A 21864-nucleotide genomic window follows, 5' to 3' on the forward strand; every position below is an offset into this window, starting at 1 on the left:
TGTAGATTTTTTTGGAGTGATCGAATATTTCGTTAGCTCAATGCGTGAATCAGAAATTAGATAGCAAGCGCTTCGCATGCCTTTTCGGCAGCAAGTTTTTCCGCATTTTTCTTATTGTAATCTCTGCCTGTTCCAACTTTTTCACCTTCAACCATTGCGCTAATCGTAAAAAGCTTTGTGCTTTCTCCCTCGCCGTTTTCAGCGAGTTCGAATAAAACATCTTTGCCATGGCGTTGGCACCATTCAATTAGCTTACTTTTAAAATTCGTTTCAGTAAGTTCCAGTGTATGGATGTCGATGTGCGGTTTAACAATTCTCCGCAAGAGGAATTCTTTAGTAAAATTGTAGCCTTTATCCATGTAAATGGCGCCGATAATGGCTTCGAAGGCATCGCCGAGCATGGAATTATGCTTAGTTTGAATGCTAACCGAACGTTGGTCGAACTGAATTAACTTATCAAAGCCCATCTTTTTTGCCAACTGATTTAAATTGGCCCGGTTAACAATTTTAGAACGCATTTCCGTTAAAAAACCTTCCTCTTTATACGGATAATGTTTAAAAAGCAATTCGGCTATAACTGAACCCAGCACGGCATCACCAAGAAATTCTAAGCGTTCGTTGCTGCTGCGTGTGCCGTTCTTTAAAACTTTAGCCACAGATCGGTGTCTGAACGCCATTTGGTAGAGCGTTACATTTCCCGGAATAAAGCCAAGAATGTTCTTAAGCTTTTTTACAAACTCCTTCTGGGGAGAAAGGTAAAGTTTATATAATTTTAATATCGGCATTAAATAAATAACACAATTAACGGCTAATCAGCATATTTAACTAAGTTATCTATTTTTAATTAGCATACAAAATTATATAGCAGGGGTTTTTGTTAATCTTCGTATTTCTTGAAAATTACTGAAGCATTGTGACCTCCAAAACCGAATGTATTACTTAAAGCGGCTCTAACTTCACGTTTTTGCGCTTTATTAAAAGTAAAATTCAATTTAGGATCGAATGCAGGATCATCTGTAAAGTGGTTAATTGTTGGAGGAACAATGTCATTCTTAACAGCAAGAATTGCAGCGATTGCTTCGATGGCTCCGGCTGCACCTAAAAGGTGCCCAGTCATTGATTTTGTTGAGCTAATGTTTAAGCGATAGGCATCTTCCCCGAACAAATCAGCAATGGCTTTGGTTTCGCTAATATCACCAAGTGGTGTAGAAGTTCCATGCACATTGATATAATCTATGTCGGCAGTTGTTAAACCGGCATCTCTTAAAGCGTTTGTCATCACCATCCTGGCACCTAAACCTTCGGGGTGTGGCGCTGTAATGTGATTAGCATCCGCACTCATACCACCGCCAACAAGTTCTGCATAAATTTTTGCACCTCTTGCTTTTGCATGTTCAAGTTCTTCCAGAATAATTGTACCTGCGCCTTCACCTGCAACAAAACCATCTCTGTCCTTATCGAAAGGGCGGGAAGCTGTTTGAGGATCATCATTACGTGTAGACAATGCATGCATGGCGTTAAAACCACCCATTCCCGCTTCGTTAATAATTGCTTCAGAGCCGCCGCTGATGATAACATCTGCCATACCCAAACGGATATAGTTAAATGCATCAATCATTGCGTTTGTAGAAGAAGCACATGCCGAAACAGTTGCAAAATTTGGCCCACGCAAGCCATATTTGATAGAGATATGCCCTGGAGCAATATCAATAATCATTTTAGGGATAAAAAATGGATTGTATCTTGGCGTACCATCTCCTTTGGCGAAATTAGAAATTTCATCCAAAAAAGTTTTCAATCCACCTATGCCTGCACCCCAGATAACGCCGATTCTGTTGGTATCTAATTTCTCAAATTCGAAACCACCATCTTTAACAGCCTCATCTGTTGCTACAAGAGCATATTGTACAAACGGATCTAATTTGCGGGCTTCTTTTTTCTCCAGAAAATCTTCAGGATTAAAGTTTTTAACCTCACAAGCGAATTTGGTTTTAAACTTTTCAGTGTCAAAACCTACAATAGGAGCAGCGCCACTCACCCCATTAGTCAATCCTTCCCAAAAATCAGGAACATTATTGCCTATAGGAGTGAGCGCACCCAACCCTGTTACTACTACTCTTTTTAATTCCATTTATACTGAAAAAGCGTAATTCTATTTAACGTTTTTTTCCAAATAAGCAATCGCTTGACCAACTGTACCGATGGTTTCAGCCTGATCATCAGGAATAGCTACATTAAATTCTTTTTCAAATTCCATAATTAATTCTACGGTATCTAAAGAATCTGCACCCAAATCGTTGGTGAATGAAGCCTCTGGCGTAACTTCGCTTTCGTCAACACCTAGTTTTTCTACGATAATAGCCTTAACTCTTGAAGCAATATCAGACATAATTTTATAATTTAATGGTTAAATAATTCTGTGCAAAGAAAAATAAATTCTTACAATTTTCAAATGTTTTTATTTCGAACCGAAATTTTGGCTCTCAAATAACAAGCGAATATAGAATTAGTTTTTTAATTTCGTTCTGTAAATAATTTATTTCGCTTTGAATAAAACTTATCTAAAATTAACCTTAGACCTTGATTTCATACTGATTGCAATAACTGCGCCGCTTAAAGATTATGTTTTGTGCCACAAAATTAATACGCGTTTAAACACACACTTTGTTAAAGTTGAAGATCATGAAATTTTTTTCAACGTTGATGAGCCGGCCTGGTCTTTCTCTAAATACTACTTTTTTGTAGAACAGGGGGAGGTTGAGTATTACCTGATTAGTAATAAAAGCAGTGATGGCGTGTTGGTTCCGGAAATGAGTAATGTAGATTTTTTCATCATAATAAAAGAATTTATTGATAAAGAAGATTTAAATTATCTGATAAACGGATTAAACAAACTGCCTGATATACAGGTAGCTGCAAAAATCGAACCCACTAAATTGAAATCGAAAGAGAATTTGGTAATATAAAAATTATATACTTGGTGTATTAAATACACTATATTTGAGGGTTATAAAACACTGTACAAAACAAAATAAATATAAAATTTAATGCGGTTTAATTAATTTTAACTAATTAATTGAGACAACAAACAGCATTGCTAAATCAAATATTAAATGAAACCTTTTCATTCCAGAACAAAAATTGTAGCCACACTCGGCCCCGCTTCAGCTAAACCAGATGTATTATATAGTATGTTTAATGCCGGTTTAGATGTTTGTCGTTTAAATTTCTCTCACGGTTCTCAGGCAGATCATCAGGCGGTTTTGGACACCATTCGCGAACTGAATAAAAAATATGATTACAACGTTGGTATTTTAGCCGATTTACAAGGACCGAAAATTCGTATCGGTTTGGTTAAAGAAGGTGGTATTAACCTTATCAATGGCGCAACCACCGTAATTACTACAAATGAATGTATCGGTAACGAAGAACGCATTTACATTACGTATCAAAACTTTCCTCAGGATGTTCAGGCTGGAGAGATTATCTTATTAGATGACGGAAAACTTCAGATGAAAGTTATTTCGACCAACTTGAAAGATGAAGTTGTGTGCGAAATTGTTCATGGCGGGATTTTAACATCAAGAAAGGGTGTAAACCTTCCAAATACAAAGGTTTCTATTCCATCATTAACGCCGGAAGACCGCGAAAACCTGGAATTTGTTCTTGAAAACGATGTTGAATGGATCGGCTTATCTTTTGTTCGTAAGGCGGAAGATATTATCGAGCTTAAAAAAATAATCGCTGAGCGTGGTAAAACTGCCCGCGTAATTGCAAAAATTGAAAAACCTGAAGCCATTGCCAACATCGATGAAATTATAGCCGTTACCGATGGTATTATGGTTGCTCGTGGAGATTTGGGTGTTGAGTGTCCGATGGAGGAAGTTCCGTTATTGCAAAAAATGATTGTTGCAAAATGTAGAGCTGCATCTAAACCTGTTATCGTAGCAACGCAAATGCTCGAAAGCATGATTACAACCCCTAGGCCTACACGTGCTGAGGTAAACGACGTTGCAAACTCTGTATTGGATGGTGCTGATGCAGTGATGCTAAGTGGCGAAACTTCGGTTGGTGAATTTCCTTTAATCGTTATCGAAACGATGCAGAAAATTATTCAAAACATAGAAGAAAACAATTATCCGTTTAATCCTGATAAGTTCTTGAAACCAAAATCTGCTTCTTTTTTAAGTGATGCAATTTGTGATTCAGCATGTTTTCTAGCTAAACAAACAAATGCAGTAGGCATCGTTTCTATGACGTTAAGCGGTTACACTGCTTTCGAAATTTCGAGTCACCGCCCGGAAGCATTAACTTTTATTTTTACAAGCAACAGGGCTTTGCTAAACGCTGTAAGTTTACTTTGGGGTGTAAGAGGCTTCTATTACGATAAATGGGAGAGCACCGATAACACAATTATTGAAGTTAACGAATTCTTGAAAAGCAAAAAACTGGTTAAACAAGGTGATATTGTTATTAACACTGCCGCTATCCCTATGGAGGCAAAAGGTAAAACCAATATGCTAAAAATTACTGTTATCGATTAAGTTTTAAACTTTCGATGAAAAAATGCTCCGGAATAATTTCCGGAGCATTTTTTTTATCAATAAAAAATATAATTTTGCAATCCCACACGGAGAGGTGTCAGAGTGGTCGATCGAGCACGCTTGGAAAGCGTGTGTACTGCAAGGTACCGCGGGTTCGAATCCCGCCCTCTCCGCTTTTTATCATAAGCATACTGGCAACTTCATAAATCTAAATCGTTCAACCTGCCTCATTTTAACCAACTTTTATTAGTTGCGTTCATTTTCTCTTTGTATTATTATTGATAAATTAATTTCGAAATCGAAAACAGTATTAATTTTATCGCAAGAACAAACCTTAATATGAATAAATATTTACTTTCTGTAACCGTATGCATAGTTGCGGCTACAGCAAATGCCCAGCAGGGTAGCCCCCTAACTGCTAAAGACTATGAGCATGCCGAAAGTTTTCTGAGTTACAACACTGCAAAATACATCGACCACAGTTTTTCGCAGCCAAATTGGCTTGAGGGAGATAAATTCTGGTATACCACAAGGACTGCTGATGGAGAGCAAACATTTTTAGTTGATCCTTTGAAAAAAAGTAAAACGTTAACTACCGAATTTAAGAGCGGAGGAAGTGGGGCGCAAAACGTTCGTCGCGGTGGCCGCGGAGAAGTTGTTTCTCCAGATGGGAAAAAATCCATCCTAATTAAGGATTACAATCTTTTTGTGAAGGATATCGCATCTGGAAGACTAACGCAGTTAACTACAGACGGCGTTAAAGATTACGGCTATGCAACAGACAATGCGGGCTGGAAGCATAGCGATGGTGCAATTCTGCGTTGGTCGCCAGACTCAAAAAAAATTGCAACCTTTCAGCAAGACCAACGCAACTCTAAAGATATGTACCTGGTATCGACAAATGTTGGCGCTCCAAAACTTAGCGCCTGGAAGTATCCCTTGCCTGGCGATAAAGAGATTGCAACCATAAGAAGGGTTATTATAGATGTGGAAACACCAAAGGTTATTTCGCTAAATGTTCCGCCAGATCCGCACCGTGCAACTTTAAGTGACGACATTTCTAGCAGTGGCACTTTTGACGATATAGATTGGAAAGCAGATGGTTCTGAAGTTGCATTCGTATCAACATCCCGCGATCATAAAAATGAAAAATTCCGTATTGCAAATGCACAAACCGGCGCAGTACGCGAAGTATTTGAAGAAACTGTTAAAACGCAGTTTGAGTCTGGCCAGGGCGCCATTAACTGGAGATATTTGCCTGCAAGCAAAGAAATCTTATGGTATTCGGAGCGTGATAACTGGGGGCATTTATATTTGTATGATGCAACTTCAGGAAAGGTAAAAAACCAGATAACCAAAGGAGACTGGGTAGTTACCCGCTTGTTAAAAGTAGACGAAAAAACGCGTACGTTATATTTTATTGCCAACGGTCAGGACAAAAAGAACCCATATTTCGGGCATTTCTACAAAATTGGTTTCGACGGTAAAAAACTGGTCGACTTAACGCCAGAAGTTGGAAACCACATGGTTTCAATATCACCTTCGGGCAATTATTTTATTGATACCTATTCTCAACCCGATGTTCCTGCTGTTAGTGTTTTCCGTAGTGTGGATGGAAAGCTAATTACAGAATTGGAAAAAACCGATGTTTCGCGGCTGGTGGCTACAGGCTGGAAAGCACCAACACCGGTATCGGTTAAGGCTGCTGATGGTAAAACTGACATCTATGGATTGGTTTTTACTCCAACCAAAATGGATGCGAGCAAAAAATATCCTGTAATCGATTACATTTATCCCGGGCCGCAGGGCGGAAGTGTTGGCAGCTGGTTTTTTGCAGCATCACGTGGTGATAACCAATGCCTCGCAGAATTGGGCTTTATTGTAGTGGTGATGGAAGGTACGAGCAATCCAGACCGTTCTAAAAGTTTTCACGACATGAACTACGGCAACATGGCAGAAAATACGCTTCCTGATCAAATCACTTCCATTAGGCAGCTTGCCACAAAATATCCAATTGATACCACAAAAGTTGGTATTTGGGGCCACTCTGGCGGCGGTTTTGCAACTGCCGCAGCAATGTTTCGCTACCCGGATTTTTTCAAAGTTGGCATTTCAGAATCAGGTAACCATGAAAACAGAAATTATGAGGATGATTGGGGCGAACGCTACAATGGTTTGGTAGAAAATGCAAATTACGATGCACAGGCTAATCAAAACTATGCTAAAAACCTAAAAGGGAAATTGATGCTTGTACATGGAATGATGGATGATAACGTGCCACCATACAACACTTTATTGGTTGTAGAAGCACTCGAGAAAGCAAATAAATCTTTCGATTTAGTTATTTTTCCAAATAGTGCACATGGTTACGGCGCTTATTCGCCTTATATGATGCGAAGAAGATGGGACTATTTTGTTCAAAATTTACTTGGCGTTCAGCCGCCATACGATTACCAAATGAAGCCTCCAACGATGCGGTAATTCGTTAAATTGTTCAGAAAGGTCTCGATGTAAAATCGGGGCCTTTTTTGTAATTAAGAGAGGATAATGGTTAAGTTGTGTTAAATTTTAATGAAGCAAGATTGAAAAGGCTATTTTAGCGATAAGCTAATCATCCCATGAAATTCTTTACCACCTTAATACTCCTGTTTATTCTTGGAAAAACCCAGGCGCAGCAAATAAACGGGCAAGTTCTGGATTATACATCGAAATTACCTGTGGATAATGTGGTTATAACCTATGGAAAGCAAACCATCATAACCACGGCTACGGGTAAGTTTTCTTTTCAACGAAATGGTTCAGACGAAACTGTTCAGCTAAATAAATTGGGTTACGAAAACTACCGCTTAAATTTAAAAAATAACTTCAAAGACCTAACCATTTACCTGAAACCAATTGCTATAAATTTGAATGACGTGCTGGTGTTGCCTAAGCGGGATTACCTTGCTGATTCTTTAAAAATGCGACAGGATTATGCCAATGTTTTTGCCTACAAGGCACCAAGTGCGAAAGATATGCTTGTTAAAAAAGGATTGCGCTATCCAACTTTTGGGTCTAACTTAGTATCAAACTCAACCTCTTCAATTATTAGTCTGGATGTTTTAAAAACCATTGGCTTACTTACAAAAAATAAATCTTCAATATCGAAATTGCAAAAAGTACAGTTAAAGGAAGAAGAAAATAATTATGTTAACCACCGTTTTGACGCCGAAAAGATTGCAGTTATAACGAAGTTGGAAGGCGATTCTCTGCAAGCTTTTATTCGAAAATACCGACCAACTGCTGCTGAAATTAGAAAGATGAACGATTATCAAATCCTCATGTATGTAAAAAGGAGTTACAGTTTGTTTATTAAACCAAACAAAGATTAACTTTAACTGAAAATTTAGTGTTTAAGATTTTACTATGGGAAAGAAAAGGCCGGCAATCAATGTAATCATAACCGGAACTACGGGAATGGTTGGCGAAGGGGTATTGATACAATGTTTAAACAGCCCGGAAATTGATTCTATTTTGGTTATAAACCGTAAAACCTGCGGTTACACTCACCCAAAACTTAAAGAGATAATCCATCAGGATTTTTTTGACTTCTCAAAAATCGAGAACGAATTAACTGGTTATAATGCCTGTTTTTTTTGTTTGGGGATAACTTCAGTTGGTGCCAGTGATGAGGTTTATTACAAAATGACCTACACACTTACCATGCATGTGGCTCAAACTTTAAGTAGGCTGAATGAAAACATGACGTTCTGTTATGTTTCTGGTAGTGGCACGAACGAAAACGGGCGTTTAAACTGGCAGAAGGTAAAGGGGAAAACTGAAAATGATTTAATGAAGCTACCTTTTGAACAGGTGTTCAACTTTAGGCCGGGCTTTATTAAGCCAATGAAGGAGCAGAAATTTGCGCATAAATTTTATAACTACATCAATTGGATGTTTCCGATTGGGCGCTCTTTGTTTCCAAATGGTTTTTGTAAAATGACTGAACTTGCCCAAGCGATGATTAATACGTTAAGCCACAATAACGAAAGAAAGACTTTGGAGGGAAAAGAGATTATTGCGTTGGCTAACGAGCCGGTTTAGCCCTGCAAATGATGTTTTCGAAGTTGGGATTAACCGAAAAAAAAGAAGATGTTTAATGTTGGTTTGTATCTTCCAACATTAAACATCATCTTAATAACTTACTTTTTATTGTCAACTTTGCGTTGGTTATCTTTGTTAGACGTTTGGTCTGAACGCTGACCGCCACCATTTGTAATGCCTTGCATCTTCTTGTCGACTTTCACATCGTGGTTTGCTCTGTCTGCTATAGAACTTCCCTGTCCTGTAGGGTTATTCTTCGGTGTGCTTACATTTTTCATAGGTAAAAATTTTTAGTTTAACATGATAAGAAAGCGTTGTAATAATAACGGATGACAAGCAATTATGTTTTTATTTTTTTAATGCCTTTAACCTGCGTTTGGAAAAGGTTTGTGTAGTACCTTTTCTTATAAACCCAATGGCAGCGGCAGCCCGTTTCCGATATTTTTAATCGGGAACGGCTACAGCGAACAGTGGGGCTACACTATCCAAATGTTACTGACTGTACATTTCCAAAAAATATTTATATAATGTTTCCTTATTAAATCATCTACAACTTTTTGTATTAAATCGATTACTTGGATTGGTTTTTGTTTAATTCGGTTATTACTTATTAATTTAGCCGAAACGGATTACAACAAAACAAAGTGAAAAAAAATTTATTCTTCATTATCTTATTTTGCGCTGCGGTTTTTACTGCAAACGCCCAAAAACAAGCTTATCTCGACATGTTAGTCAATCAACCAAAATGGGTTGATTCGGTCTTCAAGAAATTGAATCGGAGGGAAAAAATTGCGCAGATGTTTTTTGTTAGGGCGCACACAAATTTGGGTCAGAAATATATTGACTCGGTGGAGCTGGTGATAAAAAAAGAACAACTGGGCGGGGTGATTTTCTTTCAGGGCGGCCCGGTAAGGCAGGCAAGAGCAACAAACGCTTATCAAAAGGTAAGTCGTGTGCCCTTAATTATTGCAAATGATGGCGAATGGGGTTTGGGTATGCGTTTGGATAGCACAATAGCTTATCCTTACCAGATGACTTTGGGAGCCATCCAAAACAAAGATTTAATTTATAGAATGGGGCAGGAAGTTGCCAAAGATTTTAAACGCATGGGCATGCAAATGAATCTGGCGCCCGATGCTGATATTAATAACAATGCAAAGAATCCTGTTATCAACTACCGTTCGTTTGGAGAAAACAAATATAATGTGGCCACGAAAACAGCCACTTATATGAAAGGAATGCAGGATGGAGGATTGTTAACGACATTAAAACACTTTCCCGGCCACGGCGATACAGACGTAGATTCGCATTATGATTTACCACAACTTACCTTTAGTGCGGCCAGGCTGGATAGTTTAGAGATGTACCCTTTTAAAGAATTAATTAAACAAGGTGCTTCGGGAATTATGATCGCCCACATGAACATTCCGGCTTTGGATAACACGCCGAATTTACCTTCTACCTTATCTAAACCAATTGTTACCGGAATTTTGAAAGATAAACTTGGCTTTAAGGGTTTGGTAATTTCTGATGCGATGGATATGAAAGGCGTAGTTAAATTTTTTAAAAATGGCGAAGCAGATGTTTTGGGTATTGTTGCCGGTAACGATATTTTAGAGCTATCAGAGAACAGCGACAGAGCGGTGAAACTGATTAGAAAAGCCATTAGGCAAGGAAGAATTAATATGGCAGATGTTGATGTTAGTGTGCGTAAAATTCTTACTGCTAAATACTGGGCCGGCCTAAATCGAAAAGATACAGTTGTTACGCAGGGCATTGTTGCGGGCGTAAACAGGAACGCCAGCAATGCGTTAGTACAAGAATTGGCCAATGCTTCGGTTACTTTATTAAAGGGTAAGGAGTACATTAAAAACCTTGTTCCGATAAGAAGAACCGCGATTATTAGCATCGGCGTGCCAACGGTAACTAAATTCCAAAAAGAAGTTTCGAAAGGATTTTACAACTCTGTTTATTATGTTTTAGACAAGGATGCCTCTGCTACGCAAATTTCCAATGTAGCACGAGAAATTGGTGCGTTTGATCAGGTCATTGTCGGCATACATGATAGCCGCTCGAGGCCGGGAAATAACATTCCACTTAATGCGGGCGTTAAAAATTTTGTTAAAGAACTTAGTGGTAAGAACGCTGTTTTTGCCTTGTTTGCAAATCCCTACAATCTTGCAGGTTTACCTGGACTGGAAAACAGCAAAGGCTTAGTAATTGGATACCAGAAAGAAGATTATATGCAAATTTCAGCAGCTGCTGTAATTAATAACCGTTTGGTGCCAAGTGGTAAGTTGCCGGTTAGCATTTTACCAAATTTTAAATACGGTGAGGGACTGTAGTTTCATTCTGTACCAAAACATCTGGCGATAAATCTGCACTTCAATTTATCGTTAAATTAATGGATTTGCACAACCCATAAAGAATGCCGAATTTTGCCAGGAATTCGGCATTCTTGTTTTTAAGCCTATTTGCATTTAATTATATGAAACCAATTTACATCTTTGCCTTCCTGCTCATGTTATTTAAAATTTCTTTTGCACAGAAAGGTGAGGTAACGGTTATAAAGGATCCGCTGATTGATAGCTTGATAGCGAAAAGAATGGAGGTTTACCGCTCTACGGGCGATGTGACCCTGAAGCCAAACAAGCCTGTGGTATCCGACTATGGATACCGGGTACAGGTTTTTTACGGCTCAGACCGGCGGGAAATGTTTAACCAGCAAGCCCGGTTTAAAAGCAGCTACCCGAAAATAAACACCTACATTGTTTATAAGGAACCAAACTATTACTTACGCGTAGGTGATTTTAGAACAAGACTCGAAGCCCAGCGCTTGATGAGCGAACTTAGGGCAACTTTCCCAACATTATTTATTTTCAGGGAGAAAATTAACGCACCAATTTTAGAAACGACCACTGATGATCAAAGATAAAATTAAAGATTTAGCCGGGCATATTTTTAACGATGTTGTAGGCTATCGTCGCCATATACACGCTAACCCGGAGTTATCCTTTAAAGAATTCGAAACCTCCTTATTCATTAAAGAAAAGCTTAGCAAATGGGGAATTGAGTTTACCGATTGTGCCAATACGGGTGTTGTCGGGCTGATTAAAGGTAATCTTCCTTCCGAAAATGTGATTGCCTTAAGGGGCGATATGGATGCTTTGCCTATTCATGAAGCAAATGATAAGCCCTATATTTCAAAAAACCATGGCGTAATGCATGCATGTGGTCATGATGTGCATACGTCATCTTTACTAGGCACGGCATTTATTTTAAATCAGTTAAAAGATGATTTTGGTGGCACAATAAAATTAATTTTTCAACCTGCAGAAGAATTGCTTCCTGGCGGTGCCAGCATTATGATTAAAGAAGGCGTGCTCGAAAACCCAAAACCTCAGGCTATTGTTGGTCAGCATGTTATGCCTTTAATAGAAGCTGGTAAGGTAGGATTTCGCTCGGGTATTTACATGGCATCAACCGACGAACTTTATGTAACAGTAACAGGCAAGGGCGGTCACGGTGCTCAGCCACATCAAAATATAGATCCGGTTCTAATTGCATCTCATATCATCATTGCCTTACAACAAATTGTTAGTCGAAATGCCGATCCTCGTCTGCCATCCGTACTATCATTTGGCAAAGTGATTGCAAATGGAGCAACAAACATCATTCCTAACGAAGTTAAAATTGAAGGCACATTTAGAACTTTGGATGAAGACTGGAGAAATGAGGCACATAAAAGAATGAAGAAAATGGCCGAAGGAATAGCAGAAAGTATGGGCGGTAGCTGCAATTTCGACATCCACAGAGGCTATCCTTTTTTAATTAACGAAGAAAAGTTAACGGCCAATGCAAGGGCTTTCGCCGAAGATTTTTTAGGAAAGGAAAACGTAGTCGATTTAGACATCTGGATGGCCGCAGAAGACTTTTCATTCTATTCTCAGGTTACTGATGCTTGTTTTTATCGTTTGGGAACCGGCAATGCCGAAAAGGATACCTGTTATTCTGTACATACGCCAAGATTCGATATTGACGAAGATGCCTTGAAACTGTCCACAGGCTTGATGGCATACATTGCCGTTAAGCAGCTGGGTAATTAACATTCAGATCACCTGAATTAAATGATGCAATGTCCGTTGCTCATTTACTCATCTGGCAAAAGGGCATCATTTTTGAATATAAAGCATTACATGAAAAAAATACTTCTTTTAGCAATACTTTCACTATTTTTCTTCGAAGGCTATAGCCAGATTATCGACCGTTTCAATCCCGACACGGTTAAAACAATTACCCTGGATTCTTCGGTAAATATTAAAGCAGAAAGATTAAACGTAGAAACATTTATTAAAGCAGTGATGAATGATACTTCGTTTTACCAATCGTTCCGCGATATGAAACGTTACAGTTTTATTGCCGAAAACCGCATTTACAGTTACGATAAGAAAAATAAAGTAGATGGTAAAATTTACCGGAAAATAAGACACAATAACAGCGGACCATACAAAATGGAATACCTCGTTAAAGAAGATGAGGGAAATATGTACAAAAAGAATGGCAAATATCAACTGTATACTGTAGAAATGTTCGATTACATTTTTATGAATGCTTACAATACTGATTTTATGCCAAACGCACCTGCCGGAGACGGTAAAGGCGGTACAAATGAAAGCTATAAAACGAAATTAAAAACGCTCATTTTTAACCCCGGAAGGCCTGTTAAGGTTCCTTTTATTGGCAGTAAAACTGAAATATTTTCGGCAAATATGCGCCAGTATTATGATTATGCTTTTAGCAGCGGAACCTACCTCGATTCAATTCCAGTTTATCGATTTAAGGTTTCCGTTAAGCCTGATTTAAGTAGTTGGACCAAAGACGGGCTGATGATAAAAGACCTTGTAACCATTTTTGATAAGCGGAATTTCAATATTTTAGGTCGTTATGTTGATATGAAATACAGCAACATGCTTTTCGATTTTGATGTTCAGATGAATATTGAAATGGGCTATTTCGGCGACGATAAATTACCTACAAAAATTACCTATCAGGGTAACTGGGATTACCCTTTTAAAAAAGAGGAACGGGCAAGTTTTTTAATTCTCCACAAAGATTACAAGCTGGAAAAGGGTAAGTAACTGCATCTATCGGATCAAAAGATTTAGTATCTTTAGCCTTTAAAATAACCGATATAATGCAACCAATTTTTTCAGCTAAATTCAAACTACTTTTCCTCTCCTTATTCTTTTCTGCGTTTGCTTTACAGGCTCAGGTTTTAACGTCGAAGCAAATTGACAGCGTTGTAGAAAAAACCTTAAGCACCTTTAATGTGCCCGGAATTGCGGTTTCGGTTATAAAGGATGGTAAGGTTGTGCACCTCAAAGGATATGGCGTCCGTTCGATAAAAACGAATAAAAAGGTTGATGAAAACACGCTTTTCGGCGTTGCCTCAAACACCAAAGCATTTACTGCAGCTGCGCTAGGCATGCTTGTGGATGAGAAGAAAATTACCTGGGATACCAAAGTAACTGATGTTATCCCGGAGTTTAAAATGTACGATGCCTATGTAACCTCAGAATTTACAATTCGGGATTTGTTAACCCACCGCAGTGGTTTGGGTTTGGGTGCCGGCGACTTAATGATTTGGCCGGATTCATCAACAGTTGATAAGAAACAACTGATTCATAACCTTCGGTTTTTAAAGCCAGTTTCTTCGTTCCGTACAAAATACGATTACGACAACCTGATGTATATTGTGGCTGGTGATGTAGTTGCAAGGGTTTCTGGTGAAAAATATGAAGATTTTATTGAGACGAGATTTTTCAAGCCACTCGGAATGACTAAAACTGCTGCTTCCTGGTACCGCTTGAAAGATAAATCGAACGTTATCGATGGGCATGCACCATACCAGGGGAAATTGCTTCCGGTTGGGTTAAGCTTTGGAGAAGTTGCAAATGCTGCAGGCGGAATTTATTCGAGCGTTACGGATATGAGTAAGTGGGTAACTGCCATGATCAACGGCGGGAAATACGGCGAAAATTTGAGTAGTAAGTTGTTCAGTCCGGCAGTTCATAAAGAGTTGTGGACGCCCCAAACCATTATAGCGGGCGGCAACCCTGCAAGTTTTAGCAGTTACGGTTTAGGTTGGTTTTTAAGCAATGTTAACGGAAATTTCCAGGCTACACATACCGGAGGTTTATCAGGCATAGTTACGCAGGTTACCATTTTACCTGATTTAAAGCTTGGCATTATCGTTTTAACCAATCAGCAATCTGGTGCTGCTTTTAACGCCATTACCAATTCTATAAAAGATGGTTATTTGGGCATTAAGGGCCAGAACCGGATTAAAGCCTATAACGATAACAGGTTAAGAAACGAAAGCCAGGCCGATGAATTGGTAAAAAAGGTGTGGACAGACATTGATGCACAACAAAAAAACAGCGCCGTAACACCTAACCTTAAAAATTATCTTGGTACTTTTAACGATGCCTGGTTCGGCGAAGTAAACATTAGCGAAGCAAATGGAAAAATGCATTTCGAGGCTAAAAATGCCCCGAAGTTGCGTGGCGACATGACTTTTTATAAAGGGAACACTTTTATTGTAAAATGGTACGACAGAAGCTTAGATGCAGATGCTTTCGTGAGTTTTACATTAGATAATACCGCAACCGCGAATGGATTTAAAATGTCGGCAATCTCACCTTTAACAGATTTTAGTTTCGACTTTCAGGATTTAGACTTTAAGAAAACGATAAAATAATACCATGAAAACTACATTAAAAATCACCCTGCTTTTTTCAGTTTGTATTCTATTTTTAACTTCAATGACATTTAAACCGAAACGAATTATCTTTTTTGGCGATTCGATTACACAACAAGGAGTATCAGCCAACGGTTACGTCACGTTGATAAAAAAAGCGTTAGATTCTACCAAATACACCGTAATGGGCGCAGGAATTGGCGGTAACAAAGTATATGATTTATACCTGCGTTTAGAAGATGATGTTTTAAATAAGAAACCCGACTTAGTAGTTATTTACGTTGGCATCAACGATGTTTGGCATAAACAATCTTCTCATACGGGAACAGATTACGACAAATATTTAAAGTTTTATCAGGCATTAATTAATAAAATTCAGGGTGTTGGGAGCAAGGTTGTGTTGGTAACCCCGTCGGTAGTTGGCGAGAAAAAAGACGGAACTAATGAACTTGATGCCGATTTAAATAAGTATGCCGAAGGAATTAGAAAGTTGGCGGCTAAAAACAACTTGCCTGTTTGCGATTTACGGAAAATCTTCGCTGATTACGAAGCGAAAAACAATCCTGAAGACAAAGAAAAAGGGATTTTGACTGTAGACCGCGTTCACCTGAACGTAACCGGGAACAAGCTTGTTGCCGATCAATTATTGCCACTGGTGAGATAAACTGTTACAGGTTGCATGTTTTGGGCTGCAGGTTTCAAAATTTAAGAGCACAATAAAATAAAGTTAAAAAGATGAAGGTTATAAGTTTTGGGTGATAAACCTTTAAGCGATAACTTACAGTGCAATCAAAATGATAAACCGCGAAACGATAGATAAGATAATGGATACCGCCCGCATTGAGGAGGTAGTAGGGGATTTTGTGCAATTAAAAAAACGCGGAACAAGTTTAATCGGAAATTGCCCCTTTCATGGCGAAAAAACACCTTCATTTCACGTTTCTGTAACCAAAGGAATCTATAAATGCTTTGGATGTGGTAAAGGCGGCGATTCGGTTCGTTTTATAATGGACCATGAAAAGTATAATTACCCTGAAGCGTTAAAATTTTTAGCAAACAAATACAACATTGAGGTTGAGGAAACCGAGCTGACGCCACAGGATACCGAAGCTCAAAATGCAAAGGAAAGTTTATACATCGTTTCTCAGTTTGCAGCTGCTTTTTTCGTTAAACAACTCTGGGAAACTGATGAAGGCCGCGGAATTGGTTTGAGTTATTTTAAAGAGCGTGGTTTTAGAGAGGATATCTTAAAGAAATTCGAGGTGGGTTACTCGCCCGATGTTTGGGATGCCATGACTCAAAGCGCTATAAACGCTGGTCATAAACTCGAGTTTCTGGAGCAAACAGGCTTGTCGATTAAAAATGACAATGGCAAAATCTACGACCGTTTCCGCGGCCGTGTAATGTTTCCAATTCATAATTTTACTGGTAGAATTATCGGCTTTGGCGGCCGTACTTTAAAAACCGATAAAAATGTTCCTAAATATGTAAACTCGCCGGAGAGTGAAATTTACCATAAATCCAATGTGCTTTATGGTTTGTTTCATGCCAAAAAAGCAATTAGAGATTTAGATAACTGCTATCTTGCCGAAGGCTACGCCGATGTTCTTTCCGTTCATCAGGCCGGTATAGAGAATGTTGTCGCATCATCCGGTACTTCGTTAACCGTAGAACAAATAAAACTTATCGGGCGATTCACCCAAAATGTAACCATTCTTTTTGATGGCGATGCAGCAGGTATCAAGGCCTCTTTACGTGGTTTGGATATGATTCTGGAGGAAGGCTTAAATGTTAAAATAGTTTCTTTCCCGGATGGGCACGACCCAGATTCGTACATGCATCACGTTGGCGCCGGTGCTTTCAAAACGTATTTAGAAAACAACAGAAAAGATTTTATCCTCTACAAAGCCAACGTATTATTAAAAGATGCTGGTGATGACCCCATAAAGCGTGCCGGAATCATTCGTGACATTGTCGAAAGTATTGCGAAAATTCCAGATCCGATAAAGGCTTCTGTCTTCATTAGAGAGAGCAGTAGTTTGTTAGAAATTGAAGAGCGGATTCTACTTTCCGAACTGAATAAAATGCGCTCGGCCAAGAGTAAAAAATCGTTCGAAAGCAATCAAAGAACTGCTAACTTAAATCAAAATCCTTATTCTTCCGGGCCACCGGAACCACTTGGTCCACCGGCTGATTTATGGGACGATAACGCCGGTTCGACAATACAACAAGCGGAAAACGATGAGCACCAGGAAAAGGAAATTATTCGCCTGCTATTGGCCTACGGACATGAGTTTGTAAACTGGGATAACATCGACGACATGGTTATTGGCTCCTTTGTGATGCAGAATTTAGCCGATGTTGAATTCGAAAACCCACTTTGTAAAAGAATCGTTGATTACTATAAATCAGAAATTGACAATGGTAGATTGCCAACGGCAAATCACTTTATTAAGCACCAGGACCGGGATATTGCGGATTTAGCAATTACACTGTCTACCTCGGAGTATGCTTTGAGCGAAAACTGGCTTAACAAGCATCAAATTTACGTTAAAGACGAAACGATGCATTTGAAAGCAACCATTCTTGGCGGAATTTTTCACCTTAAAAAACGCAAGGTTGATAGAATCCTCACAAATCTTCTGAAAGAAATAAAAGATGAAAAGGATAGCGATAATCAAATGATTTTGATGCAACGTTATGGTGTGATAAAAGGGGTTGAAAGAGAAATATCAAAATTCCTGGGCTCTGTAATTGTGAAATAGATATAGACTTGCTAAAAGTTTGTTATGTTCAACCTTAACAGTTGTGTTCCGAGGTCTTCAAATTTGAAGGCTGTAATAAAAAACCAATTAAAAAAATCCATCAATGGCGCTCCATAATGATTTAGGTGTTAAAGGTGAGGGAATTGCCAAAATTTATCTTGAAGAAAATGGTTACGAGATTCTCGATGAAAACTGGGTTTATGGTAAGGCTGAAGTCGATTTAATTGCCTACAGGGATGGGATAATGGTATTTGTAGAAGTTAAAACCCGTACATCCACAGCCTTTGGCATGCCCGAAGAATTTGTTCAAAAGGCAAAACAAAAACAGATGGAACTGGCTTCGCTTCAGTATATTGAGATCATGAACCATCAGAACGACATCCGCTTTGATATCATTGCTATAGTATTTAAAAAAGATAACACTTACAAATTAAAACACATAGAAGATGCTTTTTGGCCTGAAGATTAACCGCATTCAATTTCCTCTATTTATTGCTGCCGCAATAAGTTTCGCCAGTTCTTGTAAAGATGATCCGGCATCAGGTTATAGCACTTTCGTAGCGCCGGCCGCGGGTGCGACTGTCTCATCCGGCACTCCTTTGCAGTTGAAAATAGATTTTGCAAAAGGCAAGAAAATCGATTCTGTTGTGTATTTGTTAGATTCTACACAGGTTGCTCTAGCTAAAGATACGCTTTCGATAAAGATTAAAACCGACGGCATAAAACTTGGAAACCATCTAATTACGGCAAAAATCTTTGGCGGTGATAAGCCTGATGAGATAACGTCCAACATTATTATTCTGGCTTCTAAATCACCAGATTTGTACGGCTACAGGGTTGTTACCAAACTGCCGCACGATACGGCGGCTTACGTAGAAGGGCTTGAATACAACGATGGTTTCTTCTACGAGGGAACCGGAGAAAAAGGTAAGTCGGATTTAAGAAAAGTGGATGTTCAAACTGGAAAAGTTTTACAAAGAGCGAAATTAGACACGGCTTTATTTGGAGAAGGAATAGCACTTATCGACAACAAAATTCTTCAACTAACCTGGCAGGATAAAAAAGCTTTTGTGTACGATAAAAAAACTTTTAAACAACTGGCAGAACTTCCTTATGCAAGAGACGGTTGGGGAATGACCTTCGACGGGGAACAAATTTATGCTTCTGATGGCACAAATACCATTTATTTTTTAGATAAAAGTACCTACCAGAAAACGGGTTCTATAGACGTCTTTGATGATAAAGGTGCGAGAGATAATATCAATGAACTCGAATATATAGACGGTAAAATTTACGCCAACGTTTACCTTACCAACAACATCATCATCATTAACCCAAAAACGGGCGCTATTGAAGGGAAGATAGATTTAACGGGTCTGTATTCATCAGATAACTTTAAAACCGACTGGGATAAATCCAACAACGTATTAAATGGAATAGCTTACGACAAACAAACCAAGCGACTTTTCGTTACCGGAAAAAAATGGCCATTTATTTACGAGATCAAAATTCAGAAAAATAACTAAGCCATAGATTGACTGTCTGTCACGTCAAACAACAGGTCTAATCTATGGCCGTTTTTAAAGTTCCAACTTTATCAAAATACCCATTATTGCTTATTTTGCTTTCGGTTCGCTCAAAACACCATTAAAATTAATTGGCTGTTTGTTATTGCTGTTTACCATCAGCGTAGCATAACCTTTTTCCGACACAGTTAACATCATTTGGTAGTTTTCGGATTTCAAATCTTTTGTTTTGATGCTAATTGAGTAAGACCCTTTTTTGTTCCTGCTCTGTACGTAACTAAAATTCTTCGATTTAAATTTAATCCCTCCCTCAGTTGGATTATATGGTGCAGAATATGCCCGTCCGTAATAGGGTAAATATGCAACAATGCTATCTGGCGTAACTGTGAAATCGTAAGATGAACCGGTAAGGTTAATTGTGCCCCCGCCTTGCGAGCCAGGCATGCTCCGCAATACCTGACTAATGTCCTGATTAGACAATGGTATCGCCGTATTGGCCATAAAAACATAATTTTTATCAGCCATTAAGCTTGCGGTGGTTTGTTTATCTGTTTGTGCAAATGCTTGAGCAATTGAAGCAAAGAACAAAATGCTCAAAAGTTTTAAATGTTTCATTTTGTGTGTTTTTTGAATGTATAACAATTAAAAGATGTTGAAGTTTAGGTAATTCCATAAACCAAATTGATATTTCAAAAAGAATACATAAATATAACCAATAATGAACATTAAAAAGCGGCACCAATTATTGGTGCCGCCAACCCTACTCAAAAAAATGATTTAAACCGTAACTGACAGTGTGTTTCCAGAAACTGTAGGTGTGTAAACTTTTAATGCTGACGTGGTGCCACCATCATTTGGCTGTGCTAAAATGGCTCCAGAAGAAGTATATCTTGATGCATGCAATCCACATTGAATGTAATTACTTGCCTGAATCCAGTTTAAGGCACCGCCCTGATGTGGGCAAACCGCCTGGGTGGCTGCAAATGAACTTGCGCTGTTGCCAGCTGCTGTGCGGATAAACAAAATACCATTAACCGTAGTTGCTGCGCCCACCGATAATAGCTGGCTGTTTAAATCAACGCTTGCCGTAGTTCCGGTAGGTGGACCACCGCCTGCCGGATTATTCGGTTGAGGGTCGCTGCCTTTACTTCCGCAGCCTGATAAGCAGGAACCTGTGCAAACAAGCGCAATTCCCAATCCTAATGACTTGATAAAATCGTTACGTTCCATAATCTTTGATGTTTAGTTTAATAAATTTTGGTTTGGATATCTTTATTTTTTGATTTGAAAAGTGTGAAGTTGCGGGAAATGGTGAAGCCGAAACGAACGCCGCCGTGTTTCCATGATTTTTGCGTATCGGCAACAAAGCTGTTTTCTGCTATATATTCCGAATTCATAAAATTTAAAGAAAAAACATGGCCGCCGGTTTCAATTTCTAAACCAACCCCGAGTGGGTTGTAAAACTGCTGCGGTAAATCTGTTGGCCTGTTCAGGCCATTAATTAAGGTATAATCGGCAATAAATGATAAACGTTTGCTTAACTTAAATCTTCCGGCAAAGCCGATGCTAAGCAGGTTGTCAGGATCACGAACATCAACCACATTTTTTCGGAAGAGAACCGCCGGTGCTACCTGTAGGGATAATCGCTGCGAAAACTTCCTCGAAAAAATGGGTTGCAGAAAATAGCTGAAGCGGTTTGCGTAAGTTGCAAATTCAGTGGTTGTGAACGGTTGTCTGGCAATCCATCCCATTTGCCCTAAAACCGTAATGTTTAACGGCATGTTGCCGTTTTTGCCGCCGCCCTGTTCAATAAGTTTATACTTTAAATAGCCGTTAAATAACTCATCATGTTTACTTCTGCCAATGCTAACGGTTAATTTATCTGTAATTCCATAATCCAGACCGATAAAAAGGTCAGTTGCCACATCAAGTCCATATAAAGTATGTGCACTGCCGAACTCGCCACCAATGTCGCCGAAGTGATGTCTTATTCGTAAATCTAAATCATGCTTTTTTTGGGTTTCAGTAGAGTGCGAGAGTACAATGTGTGTCGATTTAAAAGTTGGATTTACTGAGCGAATCCTCGCAGTATCTGTCAGTGTTTTCATCAGCGAATCTGCAGATTGGGCCTGCGCAAGGCTGGTAACCAGAACAGATAAAGTAATAATAGTAGCTATTTTCATCAT

21 protein-coding genes and 1 tRNA gene are annotated in these 21864 nt (G+C 38.8%); 15 read left to right on the forward strand and 7 right to left on the reverse strand.

Going from position 1 to position 21864, the window contains the following annotated elements:
* Nucleotides 1-56 precede the first annotated feature (56 nt).
* From rnc to ASG14_RS03135, 3 genes are all read right to left on the reverse strand, one after another.
* Nucleotides 57-785, reverse strand: a complete 729-nt coding sequence (rnc, locus tag ASG14_RS03125; protein ID WP_056869584.1) for a ribonuclease III — start codon at nt 783-785, stop codon at nt 57-59.
* 92 nt (nt 786-877) lie between these two features.
* Nucleotides 878-2131, reverse strand: coding sequence for a beta-ketoacyl-ACP synthase II (gene fabF, locus ASG14_RS03130; protein WP_056869585.1), 1254 nt, complete (start codon nt 2129-2131; stop codon nt 878-880).
* Nucleotides 2132-2152: 21 nt separating this feature from the next.
* Complete coding sequence (locus ASG14_RS03135) at nt 2153-2389, reverse strand: acyl carrier protein (RefSeq protein WP_008508386.1); 237 nt, start codon at nt 2387-2389, stop codon at nt 2153-2155.
* A gap of 157 nt (nt 2390-2546) precedes the next feature.
* Here ASG14_RS03135 and ASG14_RS03140 point away from each other — a divergent pair, with 157 nt between their 5' ends.
* The 6 genes from ASG14_RS03140 (at nt 2547) to ASG14_RS03165 (ending at nt 8627) form a co-directional block, all read left to right on the forward strand.
* Complete coding sequence (locus ASG14_RS03140) at nt 2547-2966, forward strand: IPExxxVDY family protein (protein ID WP_056869586.1); 420 nt, start codon at nt 2547-2549, stop codon at nt 2964-2966.
* 147 nt (nt 2967-3113) lie between these two features.
* Nucleotides 3114-4544: a pyruvate kinase gene (gene pyk, locus ASG14_RS03145; RefSeq protein ID WP_056869587.1), complete on the forward strand. Its 1431-nt coding sequence runs from the start codon at nt 3114-3116 to the stop codon at nt 4542-4544.
* An 88-nt stretch (nt 4545-4632) separates the two neighbouring features.
* A tRNA-Ser gene (locus ASG14_RS03150) sits at nt 4633-4717 on the forward strand.
* Between the two features lie 166 nt (nt 4718-4883).
* Nucleotides 4884-7025, forward strand: a complete 2142-nt coding sequence (locus ASG14_RS03155) for a S9 family peptidase (RefSeq protein WP_056869588.1) — start codon at nt 4884-4886, stop codon at nt 7023-7025.
* Between the two features lie 137 nt (nt 7026-7162).
* Nucleotides 7163-7915 carry a hypothetical protein gene (locus ASG14_RS03160; protein WP_056869589.1) on the forward strand — a complete coding sequence of 251 codons (753 nt, stop codon included), beginning with the start codon at nt 7163-7165 and terminating at the stop codon, nt 7913-7915.
* 34 nt (nt 7916-7949) lie between these two features.
* Complete coding sequence (locus tag ASG14_RS03165; RefSeq protein WP_056869590.1) at nt 7950-8627, forward strand: hypothetical protein; 678 nt, start codon at nt 7950-7952, stop codon at nt 8625-8627.
* 98 nt (nt 8628-8725) lie between these two features.
* Here ASG14_RS03165 and ASG14_RS03170 read toward each other — a convergent pair whose 3' ends face one another.
* On the reverse strand, nt 8726-8905 hold the full coding sequence (locus ASG14_RS03170; RefSeq protein ID WP_056869591.1) for a hypothetical protein: 180 nt from the start codon (nt 8903-8905) through the stop codon (nt 8726-8728).
* Nucleotides 8906-9271: 366 nt separating this feature from the next.
* On the opposite strand from ASG14_RS03170, the gene ASG14_RS03175 reads away from it, so the two are divergent.
* From ASG14_RS03175 to ASG14_RS03215, 9 genes are all read left to right on the forward strand, one after another.
* Nucleotides 9272-10972, forward strand: a complete 1701-nt coding sequence (locus ASG14_RS03175) for a glycoside hydrolase family 3 protein (protein WP_056869592.1) — start codon at nt 9272-9274, stop codon at nt 10970-10972.
* Between the two features lie 143 nt (nt 10973-11115).
* The gene (locus ASG14_RS03180) at nt 11116-11562 is read left to right on the forward strand and encodes an SPOR domain-containing protein (RefSeq protein WP_056870219.1); all 447 of its coding nucleotides are present in this window, start codon (nt 11116-11118) and stop codon (nt 11560-11562) included.
* Complete coding sequence (locus ASG14_RS03185; RefSeq protein ID WP_056869593.1) at nt 11549-12733, forward strand: M20 family metallopeptidase; 1185 nt, start codon at nt 11549-11551, stop codon at nt 12731-12733. The genes ASG14_RS03180 and ASG14_RS03185 overlap by 14 nt, the downstream gene beginning before the upstream one ends.
* A gap of 90 nt (nt 12734-12823) precedes the next feature.
* Nucleotides 12824-13765 (forward strand): hypothetical protein, encoded by a 942-nt coding sequence (locus tag ASG14_RS03190; protein ID WP_056869594.1) that lies wholly within the window; start codon nt 12824-12826, stop codon nt 13763-13765.
* A 56-nt stretch (nt 13766-13821) separates the two neighbouring features.
* Entirely contained in the window at nt 13822-15387 is a 1566-nt protein-coding gene (locus ASG14_RS03195) for a serine hydrolase (protein ID WP_056869595.1), read from the forward strand.
* Nucleotides 15388-15391: 4 nt separating this feature from the next.
* Nucleotides 15392-16051 carry an SGNH/GDSL hydrolase family protein gene (locus ASG14_RS03200; RefSeq protein WP_056869596.1) on the forward strand — a complete coding sequence of 220 codons (660 nt, stop codon included), beginning with the start codon at nt 15392-15394 and terminating at the stop codon, nt 16049-16051.
* A gap of 130 nt (nt 16052-16181) precedes the next feature.
* Nucleotides 16182-18152 (forward strand): DNA primase, encoded by a 1971-nt coding sequence (gene dnaG, locus ASG14_RS03205; protein WP_056869597.1) that lies wholly within the window; start codon nt 16182-16184, stop codon nt 18150-18152.
* Between the two features lie 103 nt (nt 18153-18255).
* A complete protein-coding gene (locus ASG14_RS03210; RefSeq protein WP_056869598.1) occupies nt 18256-18621 on the forward strand; it encodes a YraN family protein in 366 nt (121 codons plus the stop codon).
* On the forward strand, nt 18599-19678 hold the full coding sequence (locus tag ASG14_RS03215) for a glutaminyl-peptide cyclotransferase (protein ID WP_056869599.1): 1080 nt from the start codon (nt 18599-18601) through the stop codon (nt 19676-19678). Before ASG14_RS03210 ends, ASG14_RS03215 begins: the two co-directional genes overlap by 23 nt.
* A gap of 90 nt (nt 19679-19768) precedes the next feature.
* On the opposite strand, the gene ASG14_RS03220 is transcribed toward ASG14_RS03215, so the two are convergent.
* The 3 genes from ASG14_RS03220 to ASG14_RS03230 all read right to left on the reverse strand — a co-directional run bounded on the left by ASG14_RS03220 (nt 19769) and on the right by ASG14_RS03230 (nt 21864).
* On the reverse strand, nt 19769-20293 hold the full coding sequence (locus ASG14_RS03220; RefSeq protein ID WP_056869600.1) for a DUF4251 domain-containing protein: 525 nt from the start codon (nt 20291-20293) through the stop codon (nt 19769-19771).
* A 162-nt stretch (nt 20294-20455) separates the two neighbouring features.
* Nucleotides 20456-20908 carry a ubiquinol-cytochrome c reductase iron-sulfur subunit gene (locus tag ASG14_RS03225; RefSeq protein WP_056869601.1) on the reverse strand — a complete coding sequence of 151 codons (453 nt, stop codon included), beginning with the start codon at nt 20906-20908 and terminating at the stop codon, nt 20456-20458.
* 17 nt (nt 20909-20925) lie between these two features.
* A complete protein-coding gene (locus ASG14_RS03230) occupies nt 20926-21864 on the reverse strand; it encodes a DUF5777 family beta-barrel protein (protein WP_235528498.1) in 939 nt (312 codons plus the stop codon).

Source organism: Pedobacter sp. Leaf194, from assembly GCF_001423945.1.
Taxonomy (GTDB): Bacteria; Bacteroidota; Bacteroidia; order Sphingobacteriales; family Sphingobacteriaceae; genus Pedobacter.